The organism is Paucibacter sp. KBW04 (assembly GCF_003852425.1).
Taxonomy (GTDB): domain Bacteria; phylum Pseudomonadota; class Gammaproteobacteria; order Burkholderiales; family Burkholderiaceae_C; genus Paucibacter_A.
The window spans coordinates 88,610-106,296 of the sequence record NZ_QAJN01000007.1; the positions used below are offsets into that span (position 1 = coordinate 88,610).

A 17,687-nucleotide genomic window follows, 5' to 3' on the forward strand; every position below is an offset into this window, starting at 1 on the left:
CTTGTTTAGCTCCGCAACACTGAACCGGACTGAGTCACCAGGCAGGCCGCCACGATGTCGTCGTCCATGGGGACTTGCAGCGTGCCCTCCTTCGTCAGCACCAGCTTGAGGAAGTCCAGCACATTGCGCGCATACAGGGCCGAGGCATCGGCCGCCACCAGGGCGGGCAGATTGGTTTCGCCCACCAGGGTCACGCCGTGCTTGACGACCGTCCTACCAGCCTCGGTCAGCGGGCAGTTGCCCCCAGCAGCGGCAGCCAAGTCCACGATCACCGAACCCGCCTTCATGCTGCGCACCATCTCCTCGGTGACGAGCACGGGTGCTGCGCGGCCGGGGATCAAGGCGGTGGTGATCACCACATCGGCCTGCGCCACCCGCTTGGCCACTTCGATCTTTTGGCGGTCCAGCCAGCTTTGCGGCATGGGCTTGGCATAGCCGCCCACGCCCTCGGCCGCTTCTTTTTCTTCCGGCGTGTCGTAACTCACCTCGATGAATTTGGCGCCCAGGGACTCGACCTGCTCCTTCACCGAAGGCCGCACGTCCGAGGCCTCGATCACCGCGCCCAGGCGCTTGGCCGTGGCAATGGCTTGCAAGCCCGCCACGCCCACGCCCAAGATCACCACCCGCGCCGCCTTGACCGTGCCTGCCGCCGTCATCAGCATGGGGAAGAAGCGCTGATAGCGCTCGGCCGCCATCATCACCGCCTTGTAGCCGGCGATGTTGGCCTGCGAGGACAGCACGTCCATGCTCTGCGCCCGCGAGGTACGCGGCGCGGCCTCCAGCGCGAAGCTGGTCAGCTGGGCCGTGGCCAGGGCTTGCAGGCCGGCGCGATCAAAAGGATTGAGCATGCCCACCAGAGCGGTGCCAGGTTTGACCAGGCTCAATTCATCGGCGTCAGGGCTGCGCACCTTCAGCAGCAGATCGGCCGCAAAAGCCTCGCCACGATCCACCAATTCAGCACCGGCGGCGGCGAAGGCCTCGTCGGTCACACTGGCGGCCAGGCCGGCGCCGCGCTCCACCCGCAAGACATGACCCTGAGCCTTGAGCTTCTTGATCGTCTCGGGTGTGGCAGCCACACGCGTTTCCCCGGCCGCACTCTCGCGCGGAACACCTATCAGCATGAATCCCTCCTGGGCCGCAGCCACCGCCATCGGGCGGCACAGCCAAAAGAACAACTTGGTGAATGAATGAACGAATGAAAAACCAGCAAAAAAAAGCGCAGCAGCATCGAGACCTGCGCGGTCTCTGTCTCGATCCAGCTTACACAATAGACCCCTCCAATGACACCCGTACATGCCAGGGATGCAGATGACCAACAACACCGAACGCTGGAAGCCCGCCGTCACCGTGGCGGCCATCATTGAGGCCCAAGGCCGCTATCTGCTGGTGGAGGAAGAGACCCCCGAAGGCCTGCAGCTCAACAACCCCGCCGGCCATCTGGACCCAGGAGAATCGCCGCTGGAGGGCGTGGTGCGCGAGGCCTTGGAAGAGACCGGCCGGCACTTCCGGCCCGAGGCCTTGCTCGGCCTCTATATGGCCCGCTTTGTGCGCCCCTCGCGATTAGAGGATGTGACCTATCTTCGCCTGGCCTTCACCGGCACGGTCAGCGAACCCATCCCCGGCTGGGTGCTGGACAAAGGCATTGTGCGCACCGTCTGGCTCAGCCTCGATGAAGTGCGCGCCAGCGCCGAGCGGCATCGCAGCCCCCTGGTGCTGCGCTGCATCGAAGACCACAAAGCCGGCCGCCGCCTGCCCCTCGATGCCATGCAAATCGACCCCAGCTTGTATGAACCTTGGGTCAAGTCCTGAGCCCACCTACACTGGCCCGCAACCGTGCTTGAACTCAACAGAGGGCTCGAATGCACACGAGATTGCTCACCCTGCGCCTGCGCTTTGGCGCGACCCTGCTCACGCTGAGCCAGTGCTGCAGTTCCCTGGCTTGGTCCGCCGGCTTTGAAACCCCCGCCCAAGCCTTGCAGATCGGCGACAGCCTGCTGCTGCGCTCGGCGCTTCTGAAGGAGACCCGGCGCATCAATGTCTATCTGCCGGAGGCCTATACGCAGAACCCCCAGGCGCGCTGGCCGGTGCTTTACATGCCCGACGGCGGCATGGCGGAGGACTTTCTGCACATCGCTGGCCTGCTGCAGGTCTCGGTTGCCAATGGCACGATGCGGCCCTTCATCCTCGTCGGCATCGAGAACACCGAGCGGCGCCGCGACCTGACGGGCCCGACCGAACAGGCCGAGGATCGCGCCATCGCCCCGCGTGTGGGTGGCTCTGCCGCCTTCCGCCGCTTCATTCGAGAGGAGCTGATGCCGGCCGTCCAGGAGCGCTACCGCACAACGGCCGAAACCGCCGTCATCGGTGAATCTCTGGCCGGCCTCTTCGTGGTGGAGACTTGGGTCTTGGAACCCCAGCTTTTCAACAGCTATATCGCCGTCGACCCCAGCCTTTGGTGGAATCTTGAGAGCCTGACGGCCAGCGCCGCCAACCGGCTTAAGACAAGCAAAGGCGAGCTGCGCCCACCGCTGTTCATCGCCAATAGCAGCGAGTCCAGCATCAGGCCCACGGTCGATCGCTTCGCCGCCTTGCTGGCCGAGGACCAAGCGCCGGGTGCAGCGCCTCGCTGGCATCGGCTGGACCTAGCGCAAGAGACGCATCAAAGCATCTACCACCCGGCCGCCTTGCAAGCCTTGCGCCAGCTGTTCAAGCCCGAGCAAGCGCCTGGTGCTCGCTGAACTCAATTCGAGGGGAATAAAGTCCAGAACAGCCATGCAAGAGCTGCGAGTAAGTCATCCAAAATTTGGACGGCTTTCGAGTACTCTGGACAGAGCCTATGCACCGGCCCATCCTCCATGCGTTTGAATTGATCTTGAATTACATAAATTCAAAATCGATTGACACCGAGGGAAGTACCAGTAGAGGGGCTAGCCCTGTCGGCGCGCTGCAGACTCAAGCAACAGTGCCTCCATTCGTTTGGCCTGATGAATCGTTGCCTCACCGTACTCGTGACCGGCTACAAGTGAGTCCATCGCCTCAAGCATTGCCTTCGTGAACTGGCTATGTACCCAAGTGACTCTCGAGATGTTCAACGATTCAAACTCCTTCAGCAACTCATCACCCAAAGCCGCCTGGATGTACCTGCGTATGAGACTGTCCGAGAACCAGAAAAGCTTCTCCGGTTTTTCCTCGCACTGCGAGACGAGGTAAATCATTCGAAATAGAGTACTTTGGTACGTTGAGTAAAGCACCCACAAATAGTTTCCGACGAATGGTCGGCGTTTGACAACTGACGCGTTCTTCGCAAGTGCTTCTTCAATGATCTGGAATGCATCGACGGCCTTAAGCTCCGGACCAGTCTTTGGGTTGTTGATGGCTTCTGGGTACTCTTTGTCGAGTAGGACATCCAAAAACACAAAGACACTTGGCATTGCTTTCTGGGCGGTCACAGTTGCGGCCCAAACTTCCTCCACGGCCAAGAGTCGTCGCTCAATGGTGGCCTTCTGCACCTCGCTGAGCGCCTGCGCTGATTGCCGACGACGCTCAGATAGGCGGTCAACTTCTGCCTTTAGGTTCATGGCTGTCGACTCACCTTGAAGTTTGAGGCGCGCGTTAAGCTCCGCCAACTTGGCGTCGTACTCGTGCCGAATCCGGCCGCTTAGGCGATTCCCAATCCACTCACGGGCTAACCAAGCGGCGACAGCGAGCAGCGCTGCCGCTACGCCGGCAGAGGACAGGACTGCTGTTACGAACTGAAGTGGGTCGGTCACGACTATGAAGCCTAAAGAAACTGGCCAATCGCCCGTTCTCCGCGTGGCATGCAGAGCAAGGTTGATTGGCCGGGTGGGAGGAATTGATCGCAGGATTTGATTCGCTGTCTGCGTCCTTTTGGTCCATTCTGACCGATTTGCAGCCGGGTTCTTCGGCGCCGGCCTACCGCAGTTCGCCAACTTCGCGATGCCGTGCCCCAGGCAGGACAGACCTCAACGTCTGGTGCTGTCGTTCGCTGCTCGCATGCAGTGCTGCTGGTCCTGGAGGCCGTCAGGCATCAAGTGATGCGCGGCAATCTTGCGCTGCGGTGTGACGGGGTCGCCGACACACTTCGCCCTGAAGCGCATAGTCCTGACGGTCGTTCACCTGCGCCTTGTAGGCTCACCTCTGGTAGCACCACACGGAGTACAAAAGTCCTGTCCGCACACGCAAAAGCTGCTTTTGCATCGACCCAAGTTACGCGAGAACTTTGATGGCTACCGAAAAATTGGGCGCACTCACTTGCGGGACAATTGCGCCCATGAGTTTGAGTAGCAAGAAACAACGCATCGTCGTCGGCCTCTCCGGCGGCGTGGATTCCGCCGTCACCGCCCATCTGTTGAAACAGCAGGGGCATGAGGTCGTCGGCATCTTCATGAAGAACTGGGAAGATGACGACGACAGCGAATACTGCTCGTCCAATATCGACTTCGTCGATGCCGCCGCCGTGGCCGATGTGATCGGCATCGAGATCGAACACGTCAACTTCGCCGCCGACTACAAGGACCGCGTCTTCGCCGCCTTTTTGCGCGAGTACCAGGCCGGCCGCACGCCCAACCCCGACGTGCTCTGCAATGCCGAGATCAAGTTCAAGGCCTTTCTGGACCATGCCATGCGCTTGGGCGCCGAGAAGATCGCCACGGGCCACTACGCTCGGGTGCGTGAGCTTGATGGTCAAACTCAGCTTCTCAAGGGAGTGGACAACAGCAAGGACCAGAGCTATTTCCTGCACCGCCTGAACCAGGCCCAGCTGGCCAAGACCTTGTTCCCGGTGGGCGAGTTGCACAAGACCGAGGTGCGACGCATCGCCGAGGAGATCGGCCTGCCGAACGCCAAGAAAAAAGACTCGACCGGCATCTGCTTTATCGGCGAGCGGCCCTTCCGTGAGTTCCTCAACCGCTACCTGGCCCACCAGCCCGGCCCCATCAAGGACGAGCGCGGCCGCAAGCTGGGCGAGCATCTGGGCCTGTCCTTCTACACCCTGGGTCAGCGCCAGGGTCTGGGCATAGGCGGCGTCAAAGAAAAGGGGGCTGCGCGTGGCGGTGGCGATCACGCGCCCTGGTTTGTGGCCCGCAAGGACATGCAAAGCAACACGCTCTACGTCGTGCAAGGCCACGATCACCCCTGGCTGCTCAGCGCCAGCTTGGTGGCCGAGGACCTGTCCTGGACGGGCGATCAGCCCGCCTTTGGCGGCTACGGTGCCAAGACCCGCTACCGCCAGGCCGACGCCGCCTGCGCCTTCCACCCGAACACACCGGCCGCGGGCCAATGCCGGGTGGACTTCGCCCAGGCGCAATGGGCTGTCACCCCGGGCCAGAGCCTGGTGATGTATGCCGGCGAGGTCTGCCTGGGCGGCGGCGTGATCGCCTCGGCCAGCCCCGTTCCCACGGCCTGAAGCGCCAGCCCAGCACCATGCCCTGGAACCGGCCCAAGGCGCTGCAAAGCGCCACCCCCATCAACCTCGAAGCCATGAGTGCCCAGCTCGGCGCCGAAAGCAGCCCGGGCAGCTCCCGCTTCGGCCGCCAGCTGGACCGCCTGCTGGCCCGCATCGCCCAACCCGGCGTGGTGCTGCAGGTGGCCGCCCTGACCATGTGCTTGCTGGAGCTCGCCGCGGCGATCGCCGGCCTGCTGGGCTATCGCACCGAACCCTATGACGGCGCCATCGCCGCCCTCTATCTGCGCCTGGGCGGCACCAGCAATGACCCGATTCTTCTGGTCGTCTGCTTCGGTCTGGTGCTCTTGTTCGCCTGGGCCTACTGGCGCTTGGCGCAAAGCAGCCAGACCGACCAAGCCCAGCCGCATGCCTTGCGCCGCATCGTGCTGGTGGACTTGCTGGCCATCGCCGTCACGCCGGGCCTGCCCTTTCTGGTCACCGCGCTGGCCGCCGTGCTGCTGCGGGCGCGCGCCGCCTTTTTGTTTGCCCTGGCCCAGGTGGTGATCAATCTGCTGCTGTATTGGCTCTTGCCCCTGGCCGATCTGCAACAAGCCCGGGCCGACATCCCCGCCTGGCTGGACAGCCTGGGTCTCTTGATGGCCATGGTGGCCTTGCATGGCATGGCTTTTGGTCTGGGCCGTATGTCGGCGGTAGAGGCCGAGAAACGCCGTTGGCTGCAAGTCATGCTGGCCGAGCGCATGAGCGCCGAGCAGCTGCAGGCCGAGCAGATGCGCTATCACGAGCGCACCCTGATGGCGCGCGAGCTACACGATGTGGTGGGCCACCACCTCACCGCCCTGAATCTGCAGCTGCAGCTGAGCTCGGCCCTGCTCAAGCGCGAGGACACGCCCGGTGCAGCGGCCGCGGTGGAGCGGGCCCGTGGCAGCGCCGCCCATTTGCTGGCCGATGTGCGCGAGGCGGTGTCGCAGCAGCGCAGCTCCCAGCGCATCGACCTCAGCACCGCCTTGCAAGCCCTGGCCGAGGGCGTGGCCAGCACCCGTATCGAGCTGGACATCGCCCCCGCCGCCCGCGATCTGAGCCCGCGTGTGGCCCATGCCCTGCTGCGCTGTGTGCAAGAGGCGGTGACGAATAGCGTGCGGCATTCGCGCGCCGGCTGCATCCACATCAAGCTACAGGTCGGCAGCGGGCCGGCCATGACGGATGATCAGGTCTTGGTCAGCATCGACGATGATGGCCTGGGTAGCAGCAACTTGCGGCCGGGCAACGGCTTGCAAGGCATGCAGGAACGTATGAGTGAATTGGGAGGGGGCATGCAGGTGCAACGCAGCCGCCCGGGTTTCAGAATTGAACTGTATTGTCCGAGGACGGCATGAGCGCGACAGCAACGACAACAAGCCAAGAAAAAACGCCCATCAAGCTGCTGCTGGTGGAAGACCAGCAACTGGTGCGTGAAGGCCTCAAAGGCCTGCTGGCCCTGCACGAGGAGATCCAGATCGTCGGCGAGGCCAGCGATGGCGCCGAGGCCCTGGCCCTGGTGGAGGCCATGGGCGCGAACAAGGCCCTGGGCGCCCAAGGTGCCTTGGATGTGCAGATGCCCGACATCATCCTCTCCGATATGCGCATGCCGCGTCTGGACGGTCTGGGCCTGATCCGCGCTCTGGCCTCGCGGGCCTTGCAAATCCCGGTGGTGCTGTTGACCACCTTTGACGATGCGGCCGCGTTTGACGAAGCGGTGCGCGCGGGCGCGCGCGGCTTTTTGCTCAAAGCCATCAGCCCCGAGACCCTGCTGCAAGCCTTGCGCGAGGTGATGGGCGGCGGCACCGCCCTGCGCCCCTCGCTGACGACGCGCATGGAGCAGGTGCGGGGGGCCGGCGAACGCGCTTTTGTCGCCACCGATCAGCCCGACCCGCTCTCGCCCAAAGAGCTGCAGGTGCTGCGCCTGGTGGCCAGCGGCCGCAGCAATACCGAGATCGCCGCCCTGCTGGGCAATAGCGAGGGCGTGATCAAAAACCACTGCTCGGCCATCTTCTCCAAAATGGGCGTGCGCGACCGCACCCAGGCCGTGCTGCGGGCGATTGATCTGGGTTGGATCTGAGCCTCCACGCCATGCCGTTCATCCGCCTTGTCAACGCCGAGGACTCCATCGAGGACCTAACTCAACTGCTCCACCGGGCTTATGCGCGCCTTGGCGCGATGGGCTTGAACTACACGGCCGTCGATCAAACGCCCGCGGTGACGGCCCGCCGCATCGAGGGCGGCCACTGCCTTGTCGCCCTCTTGGACGGCAAGCTGGTGGGCAGCATCGTCGTGCAGCCCACCTATCAACAGAACGACTGTGCCTACTTCACCCGCCCAGGCGTGGCAGCGGCCCATCAGTTCGCGGTGGACCCAGAGCAGCAGGGTCAGGGCATCGGTCAGAGGCTACTGGCGGCAGCTGAAAGCTGGGCAAGAGCGTCGGGCTATCGCGAGTTGGCCATGGATACGGCCGAGCAAGCCAGCCACCTCATCGCGTTTTACAACAAGCTGGGCTACCGCCAGGTGGATTGGGTGCAGTGGCCCGGCAAGGTCTATCGCAGCGTGGTGCTAAGCAAAATCCTGTGAGCCTCGGAGGGTGAGAATTTTTGTAGCGAGCGGTCGTCAGGCTAGGCCGAACTCGGACACGAGGAGTCCTGAGGACTTCTTGTGCCTAGCGAGGGCCAAGGCCTCTGGCCTTGGCGGACGGAGCACAGGAACCGGAACGTACTTCAGGTACGTGAGGATTCCGAGCACCGCCCAACGACGCATGGCGGCCGCGCAGTAAAAAATTCTTACCCTCTCAGTCCTTGAACGCGCGCCCCAGGTGCAGCACCCAGTAGCGTTCGTACTGGCCAGGGCCGACCACGCAGGCCATGCCCACGTCGACAAAGCTGGGCTCCATCAAATTGTCGCAATGGGCGGCGCTGCTGACCCAGGCCAGCATCACCTCGTCCAGGGTTTCCTGCCCCCCGGCCAGGTTCTCGCCGGCGCGCATCAGGGGGTAGCCCTGCAGGCGGAAGCGCTTGCGCAAGGTCAGGCCCAGGGCGCTGATATGGCTGAGCTCATTGCGCTGTGACAACTCGCCCGCAAAAGCCTGGGCCGAGGCCGCCAGGCGCGGGTCCCAACGCAAGGCCTGGGCCGGCGGCATATTCACCGCGCCGCATTGGCGGGGCTGGGTGCGCAAGGCATTGATCTGAGCCAGCACCTCTTGGGGATTGAGGCCTTTTTGGCAGGCGCTGGAATCGCTGAGCGTCGGGCCGCCGCCAGCAAAACAAAGGCTGGTGAAGGTGAGCAGAACAGCTGAAACGAGAGCGCGCATGCAACAAGCAAAGGCTGTGAGGGAGCAGGATCTTAAACGGCAGTTCTGTCGCTTTCAGCCCTCCAGATCAAGGGTCTAAAAAGAAAGCGCACAAAGTGCACAATCGCGCCATCGCTTTAGAGCAGGCTACTCAGCTTGACCCACCATGGCCGAACCCGTGAACACTGCCCTGGGGCAATTGAAAATCGACCGCCAAGCGCCCTCCGCCAAGAGCCCACAGCGCAAGCGCAAGACCTGGCCCTGGCTGCTGGGCGGCCTCCTCACCCTGGCCTTGGGGGCCGCCGTTTTGATGCCTTCCAAGCCCGAGGTGCAGACCAGCTCGGTGCTGCAAAGCTACCCCTCCCAGCAATACCTGCAACTCACCGCCTCGGGCTATGTGGTGGCGCAGCGCCGTGCCGCCGTGGCCTCCAAGGCCACGGGCCGATTGATCGAACTCAATGTGCGTGAAGGCTCGGTGCTCAAGAAGGGCGAGCTGATTGCCCGCCTGGATGCCTCCGATGTGCAGGCCGCCATCGCCACCGCCCAGGCCGGTGTGCGCCAGGGCGAGGCGGGCGTGCGCCAGGCTCTGGCCCTGCAGCAACAGGCGGCGGTGGAACTGGCCAATGCCGATGCCGAAATGCAAAGGGCCAAGGGATTGAAGGCCCAGGGCTTTGTCTCCGACCAGGCCCTGGACGCCGCGCAACGCCGACTCGATGCCGCGCGCGCGGGCCAGGCCGCAGCGCAAGCCAGCGTCGCCCAGGCCCAGGCCAGCGTGGCCCAGGCTCAGGCCCAGGTGAATGCGCAGCAGGTCAACCGCGACTACACCGAGATCCGCGCGCCTTTCGATGGCGTGGTGCTGAACAAAAACGCCAATGTGGGCGACATCATCACCCCCTTCTCCAATGCCGCCGGCTCGCAGGGCGCGGTGGTGACCATGGCCGATATGTCCACCCTGGAGGTGGAGGCCGATGTGTCCGAGGGCAGTCTCTCCAAGGCCAGCAAGGGCCAGCCGGTGGAGATCAGCCTGGACGCCCTGCCAGACAAACGCTTCAGCGGCCGCGTCGTCGGCCTGGTGCCCACGGTGGACCGGGCCAAGGCCACGGTGATCAGCAAGGTGCAGTTCGATCAGCTGGACCCGCGCATCCTGCCGGAGATGAGCGCCAAGGTCAGTTTCCTCTCCCAGGCCCCGACAGCGGCCGAGCAAAAGCCGGTGCTGGCCGTCAACCCCAAGACGGTGTTGGAGCGGGACGGCAAGCAGTGGCTGTTCCGCATCCAGCGCGAGGGCGACAAGGAAGTGCTGCAGGCGGTGGAGATCAAGGTCGGTCGCAAGCTGGGCGATGTGGTGGAGGTGGCGGCGCAGGGCGGCGCCACGCTCAAGTCGGGCGAGCGCCTGGTGCTCTCGCCCGATGCCAAGCTGAAAGACGGCGCCCAGGTCAAGCTGGCCAGCAAATGAGCAACCCGCAAGAGCCCCTGATCCGCATCCGCGATCTGAGCAAGTCTTACCAGCGCGGCGGTCAAGACATCCCCGTGCTGCTGGACATCCAACTCGATGTGCAAGCCGGTGACTTTGTTGCCCTGATGGGCCCCAGCGGTTCGGGCAAGAGCACCTTGCTGAACCTGATCGCCGGCATCGACCAGCCCACGAGCGGCCGGATCGAGATCGGCGGCGTGGACATCGCCACCCTGAGCGAAGGCCAGCTGGCCGATTGGCGGGCCCGCAATGTGGGTTTCATCTTCCAGTTCTACAACTTGCTGCCCGTGTTGACGGCGTTTGAGAACGTGGAGCTGCCCTTGCTGCTGACGGGTCTCTCCGCCCGCCAGCGGCGTGAACACACGCTGGCGGCCCTGGCCATGGTCAAGCTGGAAGACCGCATGGATCATTACCCCAACGAGCTCTCCGGCGGCCAGCAGCAGCGCGTGGCGATTGCCCGCGCCCTGGTCAGCGACCCCACCCTGATCGTGGCCGACGAGCCCACCGGCGATCTGGACCGCCACACCGGCGAAGAAGTGCTGGGCCTGCTGGACGAGTTGAACCGCAAGCTGGGCAAGACGATTGTGATGGTCACCCACGACCCCAAGGCCGCCGCCCGCGCCCGCCGCATGGTGCATCTGGAAAAAGGCGTGCTGGTGGACGAAGCGCCCGACTTGCTGACTGGCAAGACCTGACCCTCTGTTCATCCCATGTTCATCCTCAAGCTGCTGCTGAAGAACGCCTTCCGCCACAAGCTGCGCACCACCCTGACCATGGTGGGCCTGGTGGTGGCGATCTGCGCCTTCGGCCTGCTGCGTACCATCGTCGACGCCTGGTATGCGGGGGTGGAGGGCTCCAGCAGCACCCGCCTGGTGACACGCAGCGCCATCTCGCTGACCTTCCCGCTGCCGCTCAACTACGGGCAGCGCATCAAGTCGGTGGAGGGGGTGAGTGGCATCAGCTGGTCGAACTGGTTTGGCGGGGTCTACATCACCGAGCGCAATTTCTTTCCGCAGTTCGCGGTGGACCCGACGACTTATCTGGCCCTCTACCCCGAGTACCGCCTGAGCGATGCCGAACGCCTGGCCTTTATGCGTGACCGCCAAGGCGTCATCGTGGGCCGCAAGCTGGCCGACAAATTCGGCTGGAAGGTGGGCGATCAAATCCCGCTGCGCGGCACCATCTACCCCGGCACCTGGACTTTCAATTTGCGCGGCATCTGGGACGGCGCCGAGGCCAAGACGGACGAAAGCCAGTTGCTGATGCACTGGTCTTATCTGAACGAGACGGTGCGCAAGCTCTACCCCAAGCGGGCGGACGCGGTGGGCGTGTACATCGTCGGCATCAAGGAGCCACAGAACGCTGCCCTGATCTCGCAACGGGTGGACGAGTTGTTCAAGAACTCCCTGGCCGAAACCCTGACCGAAACCGAGTCGGCCTTTCAGCTCAGCTTTGTCTCCATGAGCGAGGCGATTTTGGTCGCCATCAATGCGGTGAGCCTGATCATCGTCCTCATCATCATGGCGGTGATGGCCAACACCATGACGATGACGGCGCGCGAGCGCCTGGCCGAGTACGCCACCCTCAAGGCCCTGGGCTTTGCGCCGTCCTTCGTCGTCAAGCTGCTGTTTGGTGAAAGCCTTTTGATCGCCCTGATCGGCGGAGGCCTGGGCCTGCTCTTGACCCTGCCCCTGGCGGCTGGCTTTGCCAGTGCCGTGGGCACGCTCTTCCCCAGCTTCCATGTCTCCGGCCTGACCATGGGCTTGCAGGTGGTGGCCGCCTTGGTGGTGGGCCTGGTGGCGGCGGCCTGGCCGGCGTGGAAGATGAGTCGGATCGACATTGTTCAAGGCTTGCGCCATGTGGCTTGAAATCCAATGAAAGCCATCCCCCTCTCCTACATCGCCCGCAACCTCTGGGTGCGGCGCGTCACCACCTTGCTGACGGCCGGTGGCATGGCCCTGGTCGTGTACGTCTTCGCCACCGTCTTGATGATGAGCGAGGGCATACGCGCCACCCTGGTGGCGACCGGCCAGCCCGATAACGTCATCGCCCTGCGCAAGGGCGCCGGGGCCGAGATCAATAGCGGCGTCGACCGCGGCCAGGCCGCGATTTTGGAAAGCCTGCCCGGCCTGGCCACCGACGCAGCCGGTGCGCCCCTCATCACCAAGGAGCCGGTGGTGCTGAACAATCTGCCCAAGCGCGGCACCGGCAAGCCCAGCAATGTGACGGTGCGCGGCACCTCGGCCAGTGGCCTGCAGCTGCGGCCCCAGGTACGGCTGGTCGAGGGGCGCATGTTCAGACCTGGCACGGCCGAGATCGTCACCGGCCGCGCCATTGCCCAGGGTTTTCAGGGCGCGGGCCTGGGCGAGACCCTGCGCTTCGCCGGCCGCGACTGGACGGTGGTGGGCGTGTTCGATGCCGGCCGCAGCGGCTTTGATTCGGAGATCTGGGGCGATGCAGAGCAGATGCTGCAAGCCTTCCGGCGCAACGCCTTTTCCACCGTGGTGTTCCGCCTGGCCGATGCCAGCCAGTTCGAGGCGATCAAGGCCCAGATCGAGGCCGACCCGCGCATGACGGTGGAGCTCAAACCCGAGATGAAGTTCTACGCCGAGCAAAGCGAGGCCCTGGCCAAATTCATCAGCATTCTGGGCACGGCCTTGTCGGTGATCTTCTCCATCGGCGCCATCGTCGGCGCCATGATCACCATGTTCGCGGCCGTGGCCTCGCGCACCGGCGAGATCGGCACTTTGCGCGCCCTGGGCTTCAGGCGCGGCGCGGTACTTGTCGCTTTTTTGGGAGAGTCCCTGCTGCTGTCCTTGGTTGGCGGCCTGATCGGGCTGGCCGCCGCCTCGCTGATGCAGACGGTCAATATCTCCACCACCAACTTCCAGACCTTCTCCGAGCTTGCCTTTCAGTTCAAGCTGACCGCCTCCATCGTCTGGCAAACGCTGGCATTTGCCTTGTTCATGGGCTTTGTCGGCGGCTTTATTCCGGCCTGGGGCGCGGCGCGAATGAAGATCGTGGACTGCTTGCGGGCCGCTTGAACCCAGGGCTGACAGCCCCACGCGTAGCTTGCAAGCTAGGGCTTTCGCGCCCCCCAGTTCACGGGATGACTAGGACTATCCCCCGGGGTTGGAGCCAGAGATTTGTGAACTAATCCACAACCCCTTCACAGGGCTGATGACCGCATGCACGCTTGGGATTCCAAAGATCCCAAACCGCCCTGCGGGTCAGATCTCACACAATGGTCACGAGGGATTTTTTTATGTTTGCAATCAAACGCAGCATGATCGGGCTGGGAGCCCTAGTCTTGATGAGCGCGGCCCAAGCTTCGACGAGCTCGACACCGGCGCTGTTCAGCGAAGGCTTTGACAGCTTCAGCAGCAGCGGCTGGGTGCTGGTCAACAACAGCGCACTTGAGGGTCAGGCCTGGAGCCAAGGCGTCGAAGAGTTGCTGAGTGGCGCCCAGTCCGGCGCTGCCAACTCCTTCGCCTTCGCCAGCTACCTGAGTGCAGCCAACGGTATCGGCAGCATCGACAACTGGTTGATCAGCCCCGAGATCACCCTGGGCGGCGCCAGCAGCCTGAGCTTCTACGCTCGCACCCAGGACCTGGCTGGTTTCAACGACGCCTTCAAGGTCTTGTTCAGCGCCGGTTCGGGCACCGCGACCAGCGGCTTCACCGCCCTGGCCAGCATCACCGCCACCACCGGCGGCTGGACCCAGTACACCTTTGCCCTGCCCAGCGCCGCCACCGGCCGCATCGCCTTTGAGTACCTGGTGGCCGACGCCGGCAACGCCAACGCACTGGGCATCGACACCATCTCGGTGACGGCCGCCGTGCCCGAGCCCTCCAGCTACGCCTTGATGGCCGCAGGCCTGCTGGGCCTGGCCGCGCTGCGCCGCCGCGCCGCCAGCAAGTAAGCCACGACCGGCTCATATCCGCCCGCCACCCGGCGCCTTGGGCTGCTGCAGCCCTTGTACGTGCACGTGGGCGCGATCCATCACAGACCAGGAACCCGATATGAAGATCAACACCTCTTTCATGGCGGCCGCTGTTGCGACCGTCGGTTTGATGGCCGCTGGTGCTGCCTGCGCAGCCACGGTGGCCAAGGACAGCGCGACCGGTGAGTTGCGCGCCCCCACCGCCCAAGAAGCTCAGGTGCTGAGCCAGGGCACTGCCGGCAAGACCGCGCTGAAGGCCAGCGCTCCGCGTGGCCTGCGCACCGGCACCATCAACCCCCAGCCCGTCAAGCATGCCGACGGCACGGTGGAGCAGGAACTGGACGAAAGCAGCTTGTCCTACTCGGTGGCGACTCGCAATGCCGACGGCAGCATTGATCTGCACTGCGTGACCGGCGCCGAAGCCGCCGACGCCCTGCTCAAGGGCAAGAAGACCGCCGCCAAGTCCAGCAAAGCAGCAGCAGTGAAAGGCCATAGCCATGACAGCAAATAAGAACAAACTCCAAGCCACCCTGGGCGCCACCTGCGCCGCGCTGAGCCTGTTAGGCGCCAGCTTCCAGGCCCAGGCTGCCGCCACCATCGTCATCAACAACATCAATCTCGCAGGCGTTGGTTTCAATGACGCGACCCCCGCCACCCCCGTGGGCGGCAACACCGGCACCACGCTGGGTGAGCAGCGCCTGATCGCCTTCACCCATGCGGCCAATATCTGGGGCGCCACGCTGACCAGCAGCCAGCCCATCGTGATCAACGCTCAGTTCTCGGCCCTGGCCTGCACGGCCACCACGGCCACGCTGGGCAGCGCGGGTGCGACCTCGATCTTCCGCAACTTCGCCAACGCCCCCAAAGCCGATACCTGGTACTCCTACGCCCTGGCCAACAAGCTGGCAGGCAGCTATCTGGGCACCTTGAACGCGGCGCAGATCAACGCCAACTTCAACTCCAATCTGGGTCAGGCGAACTGCTTGGCAGGCTCGTCCTTCTACCTGGGCTTGGACGGTAATCACGGCGCGAACATCGACTTCGTCGCCACCTTGCTGCATGAGATGGGCCACGGCGTGGGCTTCCAGACCTTCACCAATGGCAGCACCGGCCTGCAAAACGGCGGCTACCCCTCGGTGTGGGATCACTACCTGATGGGCACGGTCACCGGCAAGCTGTGGAAGGACATGACGACGGCCGAGCGTCAGGCTTCGGCGCTGAGCGTGGACAAGCTGGTCTGGACCGGCCCCCTGGTCACCGCCGCCATCCCCCAGGTGCTGCGCATGGGCGCCCCTGGCTTGACCATCACCGGCTCGCAAGCCGGCGTCACCACCGGCCTGCATGCCGTGGGCGAGGCTTCTTTCGGCGCCCCGCTGACCAGCACGGCGGTGGCGGGCACCCTGATGCCCATCACCACCAGCACCGGTGCCCTGGACCTGGCCTGCAACCCCTTGACCGGTGCACAAGCCCTGGCCGCCAAGGGCAATGTGGCCCTGGTCAGCCGTGGCACCTGCGGCTTCACCATCAAGGTGAAGAATCTGCAAGACGCGGGCGCCAAGGCCGTGCTGATCGCCGACAACGCCGCTGGCGCGCCGGCCGGCATGAGCGGTACCGACGCCAGCATCACCATCCCCTCGGTGCGCATCTCGCAAGCCGATGGCGTGGCCCTGCTGAGCGCGCTGGCCAAGCGCACCCGCAACAGCTCGGGCGTGTTCGCCTCGCTGGGCGTGACGGGCTCGCAGTACTCCGGCGCTGACCCGCTGGGCCGCATGATGATGTTCGCGCCCAACCCCTATCAATCGGGTTCTTCGGTCTCGCACTTTGATGTGACGGCCTTCCGCAACCAGCTGATGGAGCCCTCGATCAACGGCGATCTGACTCACTCGGTGCTGGTGCCTCTGGACCTGACCTTCAAGCTGCTGCAAGACATCGGCTGGTAATCAGCCCCCGCTCTTGTTTCGCGTGCAAGCGCGCTGTCGAAAGGCAGCGCGCTTTTTTCTTCGCCTCTTTCAAGGCGGGGTCGGCTGAGGCTCGGGGCTTGGCCTTTGCGTGGCCTGCAGGGTTTGGCCCTTGGCATCGAAGAGCCAATCGCGTGCCGTCTTCAAGGGCAGGCCTTCGGGGCTGAGGCTGCGCAGCAGCTCGCGCTCGGAGCGGCTGTGCACCGCCGTGAAGCCTTGCGACTGGCCGGGCTCGCTCACCAGCACCCAGTCGGGCTTGCCGGTGAAGGGGTCGGCATAGGCGCGGCGCAGATGGTGAAGCGTCTTGACGCCACGGCGGTCGATCAGCAAATCGTCCAGGCTGCGCGGGTTCTGCCCTGGCTGGGCGGGGCTGGCCCGGATATAGCTGGCGATGGCGCGGGCGATCTCGCCGCCGCGAAACTCCAGCTCACGTTCGCGCTCGCGCTGCGCCGCCGTGCTCCAACTCTGGCCCAGGGCCGCCAAGGCCGCCGCCGTGATGGCGACGAAGAACAGCAGGCCCAGATAGCCAAAGCCGCGCTGGCGCAGACCCAGGCTCACCTCGCCTCACCAGTCCGAAAACAAGCGGCCATCGCTGGCCCGCCCGGCCGCGCCGCTGCGCACATCAAACACCTGGCCCGTGGCCTGCGCATCGGGCGGCGGCGTCAGCGTGACCCAGGCCTCGCGGCTGCCGGTCAGCGGGTCCTCGGGAATCTCGCGGATATAGCGAGCCGTGGCCAGCTCTTCCAGCGAATCGGGGTAGCGGCCCTTGTCGGCGGCGAATTGGTCGATGGCGTCGCGCATCACATTGAGCGAGCTGCGCAGCGCCGTCTCGCGCGATTTGGCCAGGCTGTTGAAGTAACGCGGCGCGACGATGGAGGTCAGCAAGGCCACGATGGCCATCACCACGATCAGCTCGATCAGGGTGAAGCCCCGCCCGCGACCATTGAAGCGACGCCCGGGCTGAGCGCCGGGCCGCTCCCAAGCCGGCCCGCTTTGGCACCGCTGGGCGGTCAAACCGCCAAGCGGTGCCATCCCCTCGGGGGATCGACGAGGCTTGCCCGCGTTCAGCGAGGCATGACTGGGCGAGGGGTTCACCATAGCTGCCTCACCAGTCCTTGTAGCGCGTGCCGTCCAGCGCGCGGCGCTCGGAGCGCGAGAACACATCGAAAACATCGCGCCCGGCTCGCGGCTCATCGGGCGGGCTGTCGGCCGCGCGCAAACCCCAGGTCTCGGCGGCAGGCAGGCTTGGGTCGGCAAAAGGGTCGCGCGGTAGCCGGCGCAAAAAATAGATCTTGCGGCCCTCGGCCGATTTCAGGTCAGGCACGCCGTCCACCAGGGCGCGCAGATCGGGCGGATAGCCGCTGTCCTCGGGGCTGAGCTTGATCTGCCCGGCCTCGGCCGCTTTTTTGTAGGCGTCCAGCGCGCCGCGCAGCGTGCGCAGACCGGCACGCAGCTCGTACTCATGCGTGCGCTGCACCGTCACCTCCAGCAAGGGGCGGGCGGCCGTGCCCAGCATGGCCATGATGGCCAGCACCACCAGCATCTCGATGAGGGTAAAACCACGCGCGCGCATGATG

General features: G+C 64.6%; 19 protein-coding genes. 13 read left to right on the forward strand and 6 right to left on the reverse strand.

Going from position 1 to position 17,687, the window contains the following annotated elements:
- Window positions 1-5: 5 nt before the first annotated feature.
- Window positions 6-1,121: a Re/Si-specific NAD(P)(+) transhydrogenase subunit alpha gene (locus DBR47_RS08545; protein WP_124448955.1), complete on the reverse strand. Its 1,116-nt coding sequence runs from the start codon at window positions 1,119-1,121 to the stop codon at window positions 6-8.
- 181 nt (window positions 1,122-1,302) lie between these two features.
- On the opposite strand from DBR47_RS08545, the gene DBR47_RS08550 reads away from it, so the two are divergent.
- Together DBR47_RS08550 and DBR47_RS08555 are read left to right on the forward strand one after the other, a co-directional pair.
- Window positions 1,303-1,809, forward strand: a complete 507-nt coding sequence (locus DBR47_RS08550; protein WP_231512202.1) for an NUDIX hydrolase — start codon at window positions 1,303-1,305, stop codon at window positions 1,807-1,809.
- 50 nt (window positions 1,810-1,859) lie between these two features.
- Window positions 1,860-2,738 (forward strand): alpha/beta hydrolase, encoded by an 879-nt coding sequence (locus DBR47_RS08555; protein WP_124448957.1) that lies wholly within the window; start codon window positions 1,860-1,862, stop codon window positions 2,736-2,738.
- Between the two features lie 189 nt (window positions 2,739-2,927).
- On the opposite strand, the gene DBR47_RS08560 is transcribed toward DBR47_RS08555, so the two are convergent.
- Window positions 2,928-3,770, reverse strand: coding sequence for a hypothetical protein (locus tag DBR47_RS08560; RefSeq protein ID WP_124448959.1), 843 nt, complete (start codon window positions 3,768-3,770; stop codon window positions 2,928-2,930).
- 521 nt (window positions 3,771-4,291) lie between these two features.
- Here DBR47_RS08560 and mnmA point away from each other — a divergent pair.
- From mnmA to DBR47_RS08580, 4 genes are read left to right on the forward strand one after another with little or no spacing between them, the layout of a single operon-like run.
- Entirely contained in the window at window positions 4,292-5,425 is a 1,134-nt protein-coding gene (gene mnmA / locus DBR47_RS08565; protein ID WP_124448961.1) for a tRNA 2-thiouridine(34) synthase MnmA, read from the forward strand.
- Window positions 5,426-5,442: 17 nt separating this feature from the next.
- Window positions 5,443-6,798, forward strand: a complete 1,356-nt coding sequence (locus tag DBR47_RS08570) for a sensor histidine kinase (RefSeq protein ID WP_197046945.1) — start codon at window positions 5,443-5,445, stop codon at window positions 6,796-6,798.
- Window positions 6,795-7,520 (forward strand): response regulator transcription factor, encoded by a 726-nt coding sequence (locus DBR47_RS08575; protein WP_124448965.1) that lies wholly within the window; start codon window positions 6,795-6,797, stop codon window positions 7,518-7,520. Before DBR47_RS08570 ends, DBR47_RS08575 begins: the two co-directional genes overlap by 4 nt.
- Window positions 7,521-7,531: 11 nt before the next feature.
- Window positions 7,532-8,026 (forward strand): GNAT family N-acetyltransferase, encoded by a 495-nt coding sequence (locus DBR47_RS08580; RefSeq protein ID WP_124448967.1) that lies wholly within the window; start codon window positions 7,532-7,534, stop codon window positions 8,024-8,026.
- A 214-nt stretch (window positions 8,027-8,240) separates the two neighbouring features.
- Here the strand turns inward: DBR47_RS08580 and DBR47_RS08585 are convergent, their stop codons facing one another.
- Entirely contained in the window at window positions 8,241-8,759 is a 519-nt protein-coding gene (locus DBR47_RS08585; RefSeq protein ID WP_124448969.1) for a CAP domain-containing protein, read from the reverse strand.
- 145 nt (window positions 8,760-8,904) lie between these two features.
- On the opposite strand from DBR47_RS08585, the gene DBR47_RS08590 reads away from it, so the two are divergent.
- From DBR47_RS08590 to DBR47_RS08620, 7 genes are all read left to right on the forward strand, one after another.
- A complete protein-coding gene (locus tag DBR47_RS08590; protein WP_124448971.1) occupies window positions 8,905-10,191 on the forward strand; it encodes an efflux RND transporter periplasmic adaptor subunit in 1,287 nt (428 codons plus the stop codon).
- Complete coding sequence (locus DBR47_RS08595) at window positions 10,188-10,904, forward strand: ABC transporter ATP-binding protein (protein WP_124448973.1); 717 nt, start codon at window positions 10,188-10,190, stop codon at window positions 10,902-10,904. Before DBR47_RS08590 ends, DBR47_RS08595 begins: the two co-directional genes overlap by 4 nt.
- Before the next feature lie 15 nt (window positions 10,905-10,919).
- Window positions 10,920-12,077: an ABC transporter permease gene (locus tag DBR47_RS08600; protein ID WP_124448975.1), complete on the forward strand. Its 1,158-nt coding sequence runs from the start codon at window positions 10,920-10,922 to the stop codon at window positions 12,075-12,077.
- Between the two features lie 6 nt (window positions 12,078-12,083).
- Window positions 12,084-13,253, forward strand: a complete 1,170-nt coding sequence (locus DBR47_RS08605) for an ABC transporter permease (protein ID WP_124448977.1) — start codon at window positions 12,084-12,086, stop codon at window positions 13,251-13,253.
- 221 nt (window positions 13,254-13,474) lie between these two features.
- Window positions 13,475-14,131: a choice-of-anchor J family PEP-CTERM protein gene (locus DBR47_RS08610; protein WP_197046946.1), complete on the forward strand. Its 657-nt coding sequence runs from the start codon at window positions 13,475-13,477 to the stop codon at window positions 14,129-14,131.
- 100 nt (window positions 14,132-14,231) lie between these two features.
- Window positions 14,232-14,663 carry a post-PEP-CTERM-1 domain-containing protein gene (locus DBR47_RS08615; RefSeq protein WP_124448981.1) on the forward strand — a complete coding sequence of 144 codons (432 nt, stop codon included), beginning with the start codon at window positions 14,232-14,234 and terminating at the stop codon, window positions 14,661-14,663.
- A complete protein-coding gene (locus tag DBR47_RS08620) occupies window positions 14,650-16,092 on the forward strand; it encodes a PA domain-containing protein (protein ID WP_124448984.1) in 1,443 nt (480 codons plus the stop codon). The genes DBR47_RS08615 and DBR47_RS08620 overlap by 14 nt, the downstream gene beginning before the upstream one ends.
- Window positions 16,093-16,161: 69 nt before the next feature.
- Here DBR47_RS08620 and DBR47_RS08625 read toward each other — a convergent pair whose 3' ends face one another.
- From DBR47_RS08625 to DBR47_RS08635, 3 genes are read right to left on the reverse strand one after another with little or no spacing between them, the layout of a single operon-like run.
- Window positions 16,162-16,668, reverse strand: a complete 507-nt coding sequence (locus tag DBR47_RS08625) for a type II secretion system protein (protein WP_124448986.1) — start codon at window positions 16,666-16,668, stop codon at window positions 16,162-16,164.
- 6 nt (window positions 16,669-16,674) lie between these two features.
- Complete coding sequence (locus DBR47_RS08630) at window positions 16,675-17,208, reverse strand: type II secretion system protein (protein WP_370454890.1); 534 nt, start codon at window positions 17,206-17,208, stop codon at window positions 16,675-16,677.
- A gap of 7 nt (window positions 17,209-17,215) precedes the next feature.
- Window positions 17,216-17,683, reverse strand: coding sequence for a type II secretion system protein (locus DBR47_RS08635; protein ID WP_124448988.1), 468 nt, complete (start codon window positions 17,681-17,683; stop codon window positions 17,216-17,218).
- Between the last annotated feature and the right edge of the window lie 4 nt (window positions 17,684-17,687).